The 14,240-nt window shown below is 35.5% G+C and carries 8 protein-coding genes; all 8 read left to right on the top strand.

Going from position 1 to position 14,240, the window contains the following annotated elements:
- Positions 1–30: 30 nt before the first annotated feature.
- The gene (mfd, locus tag JN09_RS01965) at positions 31–3,465 is read left to right on the top strand and encodes a transcription-repair coupling factor (protein ID WP_204432111.1); all 3,435 of its coding nucleotides are present in this window, start codon (positions 31–33) and stop codon (positions 3,463–3,465) included.
- A 166-nt stretch (positions 3,466–3,631) separates the two neighbouring features.
- Positions 3,632–4,966, top strand: coding sequence for a type I glutamate--ammonia ligase (gene glnA, locus JN09_RS01960; protein ID WP_204432110.1), 1,335 nt, complete (start codon positions 3,632–3,634; stop codon positions 4,964–4,966).
- 114 nt (positions 4,967–5,080) lie between these two features.
- The gene (locus JN09_RS01955; protein WP_204432109.1) at positions 5,081–6,349 is read left to right on the top strand and encodes an adenylosuccinate synthase; all 1,269 of its coding nucleotides are present in this window, start codon (positions 5,081–5,083) and stop codon (positions 6,347–6,349) included.
- A gap of 319 nt (positions 6,350–6,668) precedes the next feature.
- Positions 6,669–8,531 (top strand): polysaccharide biosynthesis protein, encoded by a 1,863-nt coding sequence (locus JN09_RS01950; RefSeq protein ID WP_204432108.1) that lies wholly within the window; start codon positions 6,669–6,671, stop codon positions 8,529–8,531.
- A gap of 20 nt (positions 8,532–8,551) precedes the next feature.
- Entirely contained in the window at positions 8,552–10,333 is a 1,782-nt protein-coding gene (glmS, locus tag JN09_RS01945; protein ID WP_204432107.1) for a glutamine--fructose-6-phosphate transaminase (isomerizing), read from the top strand.
- A 1-nt stretch (position 10,334) separates the two neighbouring features.
- Positions 10,335–11,633 carry a phosphohexomutase domain-containing protein gene (locus JN09_RS01940; RefSeq protein ID WP_204432106.1) on the top strand — a complete coding sequence of 433 codons (1,299 nt, stop codon included), beginning with the start codon at positions 10,335–10,337 and terminating at the stop codon, positions 11,631–11,633.
- Positions 11,630–13,015, top strand: coding sequence for a bifunctional UDP-N-acetylglucosamine diphosphorylase/glucosamine-1-phosphate N-acetyltransferase GlmU (gene glmU, locus JN09_RS01935; protein ID WP_204432105.1), 1,386 nt, complete (start codon positions 11,630–11,632; stop codon positions 13,013–13,015). Before JN09_RS01940 ends, glmU begins: the two co-directional genes overlap by 4 nt.
- A 110-nt stretch (positions 13,016–13,125) precedes the next feature.
- Positions 13,126–14,238, top strand: coding sequence for a LuxE/PaaK family acyltransferase (locus JN09_RS01930; protein WP_204432104.1), 1,113 nt, complete (start codon positions 13,126–13,128; stop codon positions 14,236–14,238).
- The last annotated feature ends 2 nt before the right edge of the window (positions 14,239–14,240 follow it).

The raw sequence follows: 14,240 nt of genomic DNA, 5'->3' as shown, positions 1-14,240 counted from the left end.
ACGTCCGGTTTTCGTCGTCCGGAGGTAAAAATGAAACCATTCTTGAAGTATTTTAAAGGTTTATACCCACATGAAAAGATTCTAAGTGAAAAGCATGATTTGGTATTAAATCAAACCAATGATGCTTATAATATGACACTCATAGCGAGTGATTTTTTGGCGAGCAATGACACAATTTATGTCGTCTTACCTAATCTATATCTCGCACAACTCTATTATGATGGGTTATCCTTATTACTAGAAGATAATGATGTGTTATTTTATCCTTCTGATGAAATCTTAACCTCACTTTTGGCATTAACCTCAATAGAGTTTAAGATTGAAAGAATCTACGCCATTGGTTCTTTACTTGAGGGTAAGAAAAAGATTGTAGTCACCCATCAAACCGGTGCGATAAGGAAGAACCATTCCACCAATAAATGGATTCTTTCAACCAAAGAAATCAAACAAGCAGATTACCTGGATCAAAAAGAGTTTATCGACTATTTGGTTAATCATGGTTATAAGCGTGAGTATACCGTCATTAAAACCGGTGAGTTTAGCGTCAAGGGAGATATCATCGACATATTTCCAATAGGCAGTGAATCTCCTTATCGTATCTACACAGGATTTGATGAAGTCGAAAAAATCAAACTGTTTAAACCTGATACTCAAATAACCTTCGGAGAAGTATCTTCAATTAAGATACTTCCAATGAATGAACTGTTTTTCTCAGATGAAGAGAAAGAACTCGTAATTGATGAGATTGAAACATTCTTTTCCAAAAAAGTATTATCAGAGCTTGAATCCAAAAAACTAAACACAGACTTAGATCAACTTTACCAACGACAAAACTTAGATGGGTTATCTTTCTATATGCCTTTTTTCAAAGATTCTAATCATACCATCTTTGATTTTACCGAACATAAGAAAATATATTTTATCGATAAATACAAGATGGCTAAGAACCAAGATAGAATGTTACTAGACTTAGAAGAATACGTTAAAACTTATAAAGGTAGAAATTTCTTAGACATACCATTTTATTTTTCATTAGAGGATTTATATAACTATCCACACATAGAAATCAGTGGATTTACAAGAGTGGGTATCGTCAATGACGTTAGCATTCACGCAAGAGACGCAATCACTTATCAAGGTAACTATGAAGCTTTCATTGATAGAGTTCTAAAAGAACCTTATACTTACATGATTGGGTTATCACAACCATCAAGATATGAAAAACTTAAAGAGTTACTAGAAAATAAGAATATATCTTATGTCGTCAATCCAGATGAGATTAAAAAAGATATCGTTAACATTTTATATCCAGAACAGCTCTTACCATTTGATTTAGTCAAACATGGTTTAGTGGTGTTATCTGAATCAGACATATTCGATTATAAAAACAATAAGCGCAAGATTAGATATAAGAGCGTAATGTCTGAAGCGGTAAAGATTTCTTCCATTGAAGAACTAAAAACAAAAGACTATGTCGTTCATTACGATTATGGTATTGGACAGTATTTAGGCATTAAAGAAATGGAATTGTCCGGTGTGATTAAGGATTATTTACACATCGCCTATGAAGGAACAGACTATTTATACATTCCAGTAGATCAAATCGATAAGGTATTAAGGTATTCATCCAAAGATGGACATGAACCTAAACTAACTAAGCTAGGAACGAATCAATGGAATAACACAAAGAAGAAAGTTAAGAGTAAGTTAAAAGACATTTCAGATAAACTGATTGCCTTATACAAAGAACGTGAACATGCAGTAGGGTATGAGTTCATCCAAGATAACGACATGCAAAAGGCATTCGAAGCTAACTTCGAGTTTGATGAAACCATTGATCAACTTAAATCTATTGAAGCAGTTAAAAGAGATATGGAATCGAAAAAACCAATGGACAGACTCCTAATCGGAGATGTTGGATATGGTAAAACAGAAGTAGCGATGAGAGCTGCATTTAAAGCAGTGGTATCAGATAAACAAGTTGCTTACTTAGTCCCTACAACCGTTCTAGCGAGACAACACTTCTATGCCTTCAAAAAACGATTTGAATCCTTTGGGGTTACAGTGGAACTATTAAGTAGATTTGTTTCACAGCGCGAACAAACAGACATATTAGAAAGACTTAGGAAAGGGCTTGTGGATGTCGTTATCGGGACTCACAGGTTATTGTCTAAAGACATTAAATTTAAAGACCTAGGCTTATTAATTATTGATGAAGAACAACGCTTTGGTGTTGAACATAAAGAACGAATTAAAGAAATGAAAGTGAATATTGACTGTCTGTCTTTATCGGCGACTCCTATTCCAAGAACCCTTCAAATGGCACTCATGGGGATTAAAGACTTATCGATGATTGAGACCCCACCCCTTAATAGATATCCAATTCAAACCTATGTGGTGGAACGTCAAGATGCGATCATAAAAGAAGCCATTGAAAGAGAACTATCAAGAGCAGGACAAGTCTTCTACTTATATAATAAAGTCTCAGATATCGAATTAGTGGTTAAGAAATTAGAGTATTTAATACCGGATTCGAAGATTACCTTCGTACACGGTAAGATGTCAAAAGATAAAATTGAAGATGTCATCACAGATTTCATAGATAGGAAATTTGATGTGTTAGTCTCAACGACCATCATTGAAACGGGCATTGATATTCCAAACACCAATACATTACTCATTCACGATGCAGATACCTTAGGGTTATCTCAACTCTATCAAATTAGAGGACGTGTCGGAAGAAGCGATAAGATTGCCTATGCATATCTAATGTACGCGAGACATAAAGTCATGACTGAAGATGCGATGAAACGTTTGAAGACCATTCAAGACTTCACAGAGTTAGGGTCAGGATTTAAGATTGCGATGAGAGATTTATCCATTAGAGGTGCAGGAGATATTCTAGGTGGTGAGCAAAGTGGGTTCATTGATACGGTTGGGATAGAAATGTATCTAAGACTACTTGAAGAAACGATGGATGAACAACAAGGTATCAAGAAACCAGAACCAAAAGAAGAGAAAGACTTGGTACTATCTAATAGACACATCTCAAGTGACTATATTGATAACGATGAAGTCAGAGTCGCAATCCATAAACGAATCTCTGGGTTAAACACTTTAAACGATGTTAAAAATCTCCAAATCGAACTTGAAGACCGCTTTGGAAAAGTCGATGATGAATTGATCATCTATATGTATGAAAAAGTGTTTAAGAAACTATGTGCCAAACTTGGTGTTGAAAAAACCATTAAGTCAACCACAGAAGTTACATTGGTCTTATCCATTGAATCAACAGAAACCATTAATGGTGAATCGCTATTCTTATATGCAAGTGAAGTCGATGCCAACATTAAACTAAGTTATTTGCATGACCGTATACATATATCGATGTTACTTGATCAAAACAATAAACATTATCTATATCGATTTATTGAATACTTGTCTTTAGTAACTAAACACTTATAACAAAAAGAGGATCTTTATAAGGTCCTTTTTACTTAATCAACAAAAAAACGTGCCAAAAAAATACACAAACGAACAAAATGATATAAATATTTCAAAATGTGTAACAAAAATGTTGCAAATTCATTCATAATGTGTAAAAATAAAGTACAAAAGTGAGGACACAAAAATGTACACAAGAGAAGACATACTTAGATTAGCCAAAGAATCAGATGTGAGATACGTTCGTTTGCAGTTCACGGATATGCTGGGTACTGTAAAAAATGTTGAGATTCCTGTAGGAAATTTAGATAGAGCTTTAGATAATGACATCATGTTTGACGGTTCTTCTATAAAAGGTTTTGTTAGAATTGATGAAGCCGATATGTATTTATACCCTGATTTAAATACATGGTTAGTGTTAGAGTGGGAAAAATCTCCTGTTGGAAAAGTAGCTAGACTCATTTGTGATGTCTACAAATCAGATAGAACGCCTTATGAAGGTGATCCTAGATTTATCCTTAAACGCAACCTATTAGAACTTAAGAAACTTGGATTTGATAAGTTCAATGTTGGCGTTGAACCGGAGTTCTTTTTATTTAAATTAGATGCTTCTGGAAGACCAACCATGGAGTTTTCTGACTTAGGTGGGTATTTTGATTTATCCCCAATTGATGGGTCTGAAGACGTCAGACGCGATATTGTACTAGAACTTCAAAGAATGGGATTTGAGATGGAAGTATCTCATCATGAAGTCGCATACGGACAACATGAAATCAATTTCCATTTTGATAATGCCCTTGAAGCTTGTGATAACATTCAAACCTTCAAAGTTTTGGTTAAGAATGTCGCAAGAAGACATGGCTATCACGCGACATTCATGCCTAAACCAGTTCAAGGTATTAATGGTTCTGGTATGCACTCGAACCTTTCTATCAGCGATTCTAAAGGTAATAATGTATTTTACAATGCAAATTCAGCTAACGGATTAAGTGAAACAGCATTACAATTCATCGCCGGAATCATGAAACATGCTCAAAGCTTTGGGTTAGTATGTAACCCAATCGTAAACTCTTATAAACGTTTGGTTCCAGGTTATGAAGCGCCAGTATACATCGCTTGGAGCGATTCCAACCGTTCAACGATGATTAGAATTCCTTCTGCAAGAGGTAAAGGTCAAAGAATTGAAGTACGTTCGGTTGACCCAGCAGCAAACCCATACCTTGCAATGTCTGTGATGTTGGCTTCAGGATTAGACGGCATTAAGGCGAAATTAACAGCCTTAAACCCTTTAAAGAAAAATTTATTTAGAATGAGTGATTCAGAACGTAGAAGAATGGGTATCAAGAATCTTCCTGAAAACTTAAGAGAAGCCATCGAATTCTTTGAAAAGTCTGACTTAATGAGAGAGACATTAGGTGAAGAACTATTTGAAAAACTAATCGAAGCCAAAACTCGTGAGTGGGATGAATACAAGATGCGCATCACCCCATACGAACTAGAAAAATACTTACCAATAATTTAAAGAAATGAGCGAACCTCTGGAGAGAAGGTTCGCTCATTTTTTCTAGTTTGACACAAGTATCATTACATGATAAAATCACTCTTGGTTTCAAAGATAATTAAATAGGGGGATCATATGCAAACAGTGGTAGTTGTAGGAACTCAATGGGGCGATGAAGGCAAAGGCAAGATTACTGACTTTCTAGCTCAAAGAAGTGACATCGTTGTAAGATACCAAGGTGGAAACAACGCAGGTCATACGATTGTGCTTGATGGAAAGAAATACGCACTACATTCCATCCCATCCGGAATACTAAATCCGAACATCCAAAATATTTTGGCTAATGGAATGGTCATTAATCCTAAGGCGTTATTGATTGAACTGGATAAACTCGAAGGCATGGATTATAAAATTGCTATCTCTGATCGAGCACATGTGATTATGCCATATCATCTTATGTTAGATGAGGCAAAAGAAGCCAGTTTAACTCATAAGATTGGCACCACTCATAAAGGCATCGGACCTGCTTATACTGATAAAGCAGAACGTACCGGTCTTAGAATGGGTGAGTTTGTAAATGAAGAACTATTTAAAAGTAGACTAAGTGAAATCCTAGTTCAAAAGAACCAACAGCTAGCGATATATGGTAAAAAACCATTAGCATTCGATGATATATTTGTAGAATATAAGGTGTACGCAGATAGGTTAAGACCATTTGTGACAAATACATCAATACTGATTAATGAAACCATTTCAAAAGGCAAGAAAGTTCTATTTGAAGGGGCTCAAGGGACTTTACTATGCTTAGATCATGGAACATATCCTTTTGTAACATCTTCTAGTCCAACCGCAGCAAGTGTACCAATCAATACAGGCGTTGCACCATGGCTAATCAATGGCGCAATCGGCGTTACCAAGGCCTATACAACGAGAGTTGGAGAAGGACCGATGCCAACAGAACTAAACGATGACATTGCATCTTACATTAGAGAAAAAGGTCATGAATATGGGACTACTACAGGTAGAGCTAGACGAGTTGGTTGGTTAGACTTAGTTTTAATTAAACATGCTAAGACAAGTGGCGGATTATCCGGACTTGCAGTGACACTACTAGATGTCTTATCAAACATAGATACACTTAAGGTTTGTGTTGCATATGAGTTAGATGGAAAGGTAATCGATTATATTCCAAGCTTAGTAAATGATTTTGGCCGAGTAAACCCGGTTTATGTTGAACTAAAAGGGTTTAAAGAAGATATCACAGGTGTGAAATCCTTTAAGGAATTACCATTAGCCGCACAACAATATATCAAATTTATAGAAGATCAAACCGGAATCAAAGTTGTGATTTTCTCAGTAGGTCCAGATCGCAATCAAACCATTATTATCGATGACATATTTTAAACCGCTATTTGGCGGTTTTCTTTTTTTGTATTACTAAATAAAGTGTTTATTTGAATAGTTTAATATGTCTTTGTTGCTTCACAATACATTTTCGGACATAAGGGTTTGAAAGAAGCAAATTAGAAATGCTTGTCTCTATACTCTATGTGATAATTTGTGATATAATCTCTATGAGTAACGAAAAGAGTGGTTATTATATATAATAGAACCATTTTATATGCTATAATATGATTTACAAATGTAGTATTATCAAACCATAACAAGTAAGAAACGAACAATTATGATTTGACTCATAAAGAGAATTCTGAGGAGGACTTCTATGTCTATAGTTAAGAACAAGAAACGTTTCATGCATGATTTATCATTTATGGTAATTGATGCATTTTTAATCGTTGTCTCGTACGTAGCAGTAATTTCGATGCCGTTTGTATCAACAAAAGACTTAGATATGAAACTGTTAGCAATAGCACTGCCTATTGTTGTAGTATTCAAACTGCTAATCATGCATATAGGTGGAATCTATAGAATGATTTCTAAGTATGCAGGATTCGAGGATATTATGCGAATTATCATCGTTTCTATTGTTAGTAACGTGATGATTGTACTTTACATCGCGATTAGCGGGCAAATGTTTATCTATAAGTCATCGTTTTTGTTTATTACGACTATAGAAGTGATATTCTTAAGCATTCCACGTATGATCTACCGATTTAGACAATACTTTAAGAATAATGTTTTCTTGAATCCAAATATGGGTAGAAGAACCCTTATTATTGGTGCGGGTTCTGCCGGAGAATTGGTTTTAAGAGAAATTTACCGAAATAAAGATTTAACGAACCATGTTGTAGGGTTTGTTGATGATAACCTAGTAAAAATAGGGAATAGACTTAATGGAATCATTATTTTAGGTCCAATCGGACAAATCTCAGAATTCATTGAAAACTATAATATTGAAGAAGTCATCTTAGCAATCTCGAACTATTCCATAGATAAGTTAAACTGGCTAGTAGAACAAACTTCTAGTCATAATGTTAAACTAAGAAAACTACATTCCTATAGTGAAATAGACAAGAATCAACCAAAAATCGTCAATGTGAACGTTGAAGATTTACTGAACCGTGAAGTCATTGAACTTGATAATGATGGGATAGCTGACTTCATTAAAGGTGAAACCGTATTAGTTACTGGTGGGGGTGGTTCTATTGGTAGTGAGTTATGTAGACAAATTGCAGAATTCAAACCAAAAGAACTCATTATTTTCGATATCTATGAAAATAATGCCTATGAAATTCAACAAGAATTACTTCGTAAGTTTAATAAAGAAAATAGAGCACACGAATTAAAACTTATTGTTAGAATCGGAAGTGTTTACAATAATAAACGCTTGGATTCTATTTTTCAAGAGTTTAACCCAACTGTTGTATTCCACGCTGCAGCCTACAAACATGTTCCTTTGATGGAAGATAGTGCAGTAGAGGCAGTTAGAACGAATGTCTTAGGAACTTTTAATACCGCAAGGTTATCCAATCAATATGGTGTTAAGAAGTTCGTATTAGTGTCTTCTGACAAAGCGGTTAGATCAACCAACATCATGGGGGCAACTAAACGTTTCGCAGAGTTAATCATTCAAAACGAGAATGGAAATGGAGTAACCAAATTTTCAGCTGTTAGATTCGGTAATGTATTAGGGTCAAATGGTTCTGTTATTCCCCTATTTAAAAAACAAATCGAAGATGGGGGTCCAGTTACTGTAACCCATCCTGAGATTAATAGATTTTTTATGACAATCCCTGAAGCTGTCGGGTTAATCTTACAATCTGCAGTATATGCCAAAGGTGGAGAAATCTTCATTCTAGATATGGGAGAACCAGTTAAGATTAAAGATCTTGCAGAAAAGATGATTTCTTTAGCGGGTTATATTCCAAACAAAGACATTAAGATTGTTTATTCTGGCCTTAGACCAGGAGAAAAGCTCTATGAAGAGCTATTGGTTGATAAAGAAAAATCTGAACACAATGAGACAGAAAACAAAAAGATTTTCATCGAAAAACAAAGAGATGTTTCTGAATCTGAATTATGTTTAGATCATTTATTCAAAGATTTCGAAGAAAAGACGAATGAAGAAGTCAAACATATGGTTTCAGATGTAGTAAAAACATACAAAGTAAATGGACAAGAGTAACATCTCATGGAGGTAATTATATGTGTGGTATTGTAGGCTACATTGGTAACAAACAAGCTAAAGACGTTATCCTAGATGGATTAAAAAGATTAGAATATAGAGGCTATGACTCAGCGGGTATTAGTTTATTTAATATGCGTCAACAAATATTTGATGTTTATAAAGACCAAGGTAGAGTTGATAAACTCGCTAAGTCAGTACTAAAAAGTCCAAGATCTAATATTGGTATTGGTCATACAAGATGGGCGACACATGGTAAAGTTAATAAGGAAAACGCACACCCACACTACTCTCACTCTAGACGTTTTATCCTTGTACATAACGGGGTAATTGAAAACTATAAACAATTAAAAGAACAATACCTTTCAGGCGTTACGTTCTTAAGTGAAACAGACACAGAAGTGATTGCACAACTGATTGAAACATTCTCTAACACACTAAACATCGAGAATGCGATATTAACAACATTAAGATTATTAAGAGGCTCATATGCATTATTGATTTTGGATCAACAAAATCCTGATCTTGTTTATGCAGCAAAATACAAGAGCCCACTACTCGTTGGTAGAGGTAAAGAAGGCATTACAGTAGCATCTGACTTAATGGCATTAATCGGATACAGCGAAGAATACTTACCACTAGATGATAAGACATTCGTAGTAGCAAGCCGAGATAATCTAAAACTATTTGACATTAATCACAAGTCTTTAGTACCTAACTTTACAAAGATCGACATGACAAACGGTGATGTCGAAAGAGGCGAATATGCGCACTTCATGATAAAAGAAATCCATGAACAGCCTTCAGTAATCAGACGTATTGTTACTAACTACTTTGATAAGGATCAATCATTAATTAACAATCAAATATTAAAAGACATTAAGGGTTCCGATAGAATTTATATACTTGCTGCTGGGACATCTATGCATGCAGGTTTAATCGGTAAGAACTTATTTGAAAAACTAGCTTCCATTCCTGTTGAAGTGCATATTGCAAGCGAATTTGCTTATCAACAGCCACTCTTATCTGAAAAACCATTCTTCATTTTGGTTTCTCAAAGTGGTGAAACTGCAGACCTAAGAGCTTGTTTAGTCAATATCAAAGACCAAAACTATAAGGTATTAACCATTACTAACGTCGCAACTTCGACTTTAGCTAGAGAAGCGAATTACTTCTTAGAATTATATGCAGGACCAGAAATCGCCGTTGCTTCTACTAAAGCATATGTTGCACAAATCGCTATTTTGGCATTAGTCGCATACGAATTATCTAAAAAAACTTTCAGTATTAGAGAAGAACTTACCAAAGTGGCTTTATCGATTGAAAAGTTTTTAAGTGACGAAAACATGCGTTATTTGACAAGAAATCTATTGACTCACCGCAACTGTTTCTTCATTGGAAGAGGTCTTGACTACTATGTAGGATTAGAAGCTGCCTTGAAGTTAAAAGAGATCTCCTACATTCAAACAGAAGGGTTTGCTGCAGGGGAATTAAAGCATGGAACTATTGCGTTAATTGAGGAAGGTACACCAGTCATCGCAATGATTTCTAATCCTAGAATTAGTCATAATACAAGATCAAACTTGAATGAAGTACTTGCACGCGGTGCAAGAGCCATTCGAATTGTTATGTCAAATGTTGCTGAAGAAGATGACGAAGTTATCATCGATGAAGTTCATGAATTACTAACGCCAATGGCGATGGTTGTTCCAACCCAACTAATCAGTTATTATGCAGCGCTTGAAAGAAGCTATGACATAGATAAACCAAGAAATCTTGCAAAGAGTGTAACGGTGGAATAATATGAAATACTTTGGAACAGATGGGATTAGAGGCAAAGCGCTTGTTAAACTCACACCTGAACTTGCATTTAAAGTGGGTCAAAGTTTAAAACCTGTTATTAACCCTAAAATGATTATCATTGGTGGAGACACTAGACAATCATCCCCGCTTCTAGGATTGTCCATTGCCAATGGCGCAATGCTTGCTGGAATCGATGTGCTTTATTGTGGGATTACGTCCACTCCAATGTTGGCTCACTATGCAAAAGTGAATCATGCATTAGGTATTATGATTACCGCATCTCATAATCCTTTCACGGACAACGGCATTAAAATATTTCATAACGAAACTAAATTGGCAAACAATTTAGAAATCAAAATCGAAGATTTTATTGACTCAAATGAAATCATAAAATCGCCTACCTACGGGTCTTTCCGTTTCGTAGATGATGTTGAAGAAACCTATTTAAAACTCTATAATCAAATAAATATGACTCAAACTAAGTTTAAGGTTGGATATGATTCTGCCAATGGCGCAAACTACCTAATCGCCAAGAAAGTGTTTGATGTAATCGCCCCTAACAGCATTCAAATTGGCAACACTCCAGATGGTTTAAATATCAACAAAGGGGTGGGATCAATGCACTTAGAATCGATTAGTTCATTAGTTAAAACCCATCATCTTGATTTTGGATTCGCATTTGATGGCGACGCGGATAGATTAAACTTGGTCGATCAAAATCATATCTATGATGGAGATTTTATCGTATATATGATTGGTAAATATTTAAAATCTAAGAATCAATTACCAAACAATAAAGTGGTATTAACAAAGATGAGTAACCCAGGTATGCTAGAAGCCTTGAGCAATCTTGGCATTGGTTATACGTTAACAGACGTCGGTGACAAATATGTGTTAGACGCAATGTTAAAAGAAGGTTTAGTCGTTGGTGGAGAATCCTCAGGACACATTCTTTTAACCCATTTAATTCATTCAGGTGATGGCTTGCTTGCAGCGACCTATCTATTATCCATCTTAACTGAATTGAATATGACCCCTGAAGAATACACCAAAGAGGTCAAGCTTTATCCACTTAAAACAATCAATATCCCTAATGTCTCTAAGGACTCCATTAACCATCCAAAAGTGATTAATGTTAAAGAAGAAGTGTTAGAAATGCTAGGAGATAAGTCCCTTTTATTATTAAGACCAAGTGGTACGGAACCACTCATTAGATTAACCGTGAGCCATGAGAATAGCTCACTCGTAGAAAAAGCCATCGAGACACTAAGAAACGTTATTGAGGAGGTCAACCGATGAAAAAATATGCCCTTATTTTAGCCGCAGGTAAAGGTACCCGCATGCGAACTGAACAGCCAAAGTGTGCTTTCCCTATTTTAGGTAAGCCAATGGTTGAGTACATTGTTGAAAACCTTGAACGTACTGGTTTTGATGAAATTGTCACTATCGTCGGACACAAGAAAGAAGTACTAATGGATATCTTAGGTGATAAGGTCACTTATGCCGTCCAAACTGAACAGTTAGGTACAGGCCATGCTGCACTTAGTGCTTCAAGTGTACTAGAAGATAAAGAAGGTATTACGTTCATTCTTCCTGGGGATATGCCTCTAATGGAATATCCAGTTATGGATAAAATCTTAAGAGCCCATGGTGAAATGGGCAATGACTTAACGATTGTTACCATGAAGATGGATTATCCAAAAGGCTATGGAAGAATTGTACGTGACGAATATGGAACAGTCACAAAGATCGTTGAAGAAAACGATTGTACAGAGTACCAAAAGTCGATTAAAGAAGTTAACTCTAGTGTGTATGTAGTCGATAACAAAAAACTATTTGAAGCACTACATAAAATTAAACGTAACGAACGTAAAGGTGAGTTTTATTTAACAGACATAGTTGAAATTATGCACCAAACGTCCAAAGTTAATACGTTCATCGTAAGAAACCCATTAATTACCATGGGTATCAACGACCTTTATAGTGTAAGTATTGCTGAAAAACACTTAAGAGATATTATCAATAAGACTCATATGTTAAATGGCGTTGCCATTCTTAACCCTGAATCAGTGACAATCGGTCACGATGTCATTATTGAAGAAGGTGTTTGGATTTATCCTAACACTTCTATCGTAGGTAAATCAGTAGTCAAACATGGTGCACATGTAGGACCAAACACAGACGTTCATAATTCTGTCATTGAAGCAGAAGCTGTTGTTAGACACAGCGTTGTCTTGGATAGTGTTGTAGGTGAAAGATCCGTTGTTGGACCATTTGCTCACTTAAGAGGTCATGCTAATATTGGACCAGATAACCGCATTGGAAACTTCGTCGAGGTTAAGAATTCTACAACAGGCGAAGGCACAAAAGCAGCTCACTTATCTTATATCGGAGATTCTGAAGTAGGAGACAGAGTTAATTTTGGATGTGGCTCAATCACTGTAAACTATGATGGTGTTAAGAAACACAAAACCATCATTGGCGACGATGTATTCATTGGATGTAATGTCAATATGGTTGCCCCACTTAAGGTAGCTAACAATGTATTTATTGCAGCAGGGTCGACAGTGACTAAAGATATCCCAGAAGGCTCTTTAGCAATCGCAAGAAACCAACAAATCAATAAATCTGACTACTATAAACACCTAATCAAACCAAAAGATAAAGGAACTCAAGAATAATTACTTATAGGCACATTTAATGTGCCTATTTTTTTTAAATTCAAATTAGATAGCGATATAAAACTAGTATATGGTATGATTAAAGTAAATAAATGATTGGGCGTGAAACTATGAAAAAGAAGTATGTTAGAAAACTTTTTAACACGAAACATCCCTATGACACGATTAATACAACTGAATTGTTTGTAAATGCTATGCGTGAGAATGCTATTTTTCATTACAATCACTCTAAGGAATATAAACAAATACTAGATAGTGCATCCTTTGATCCAAGTTCGATTACATCGATGTCAGATTTGGAGAGATTGCCTTTTATTCCAACACTCTATTTAAAAAACCATCAACTTTTTTCTAAACCTTTATGGAAAATGCCAATAAAAGCTACTTCTTCAGGTACTTCAGGAAAAAAGAGTAAAATTGGTTTGGATGTTCCTTCCTTATGGCGAGGATTCAAAATGATTAAAAGGCTTTTCAGCTATCATAAACTTTGGTCCATTAGACCAGTTACTTACATAATATTTGGCTATGAACCAAACAGAAAAAACCAAGCAGGGATTACGAAAACAGCTAAAGGATTTACTTATATCGCCCCTGCTAAGAAAAGAATATATGCAATAAGGTATACGAAAGATGGTTATGTCGTTGATCTTGATAGAATCAAACAAGCCTTTATCGATGCCTCAAAGAAGAGAACCCCGGTTAGAACCATTGGCTTTCCGGCTTATACATACTTTCTTCTAAAAGAAATGAAAGCAGAAGGCATTAAGCTAAAACTTCCTAAGGGTTCTAAAATCACAGTAGGTGGTGGATGGAAACAGTTTTATGCTGAGAAAGTAGATAAACAAGAGTTCTACTCACTTGTAAAAGAAGTCTTAGGTGTAGAGGATTACGATTGTGTAGAGTTTTTCGGAGCGGTTGAGCACCCAGTGCTCTATACAGACTGTAGACATCACCACTTCCATATTCCTGCATACGCAAGAGTAATCATCCGTGATGTCGACACATTTCATTCTCTCCCAAATGGACAAATGGGACTTGTTAATTTATTAACCCCTATGGTAGACGCTAGTCCATTACTTTCTGTGATGACAGATGATTTAGGTATCCTTCATGATCACTGTGAGTGTGGTTTAGAATCACCATGGTTAGAAATCATCGGTCGTGTAGGTATTAAAGATATTACAACTTGTGCCGCTGGCGCAGAAGAAATGTTGAATAAGTAGGT

The organism is Paracholeplasma morum (genome assembly GCF_016907055.1).
In the GTDB taxonomy this organism is placed as follows: Bacteria; Bacillota_I; Bacilli_A; order Acholeplasmatales; family UBA5453; genus Paracholeplasma; species Paracholeplasma morum.
Note: the sequence above shows the minus strand (reverse complement) of the source record. Positions and strands in the feature narration are given on the sequence as shown.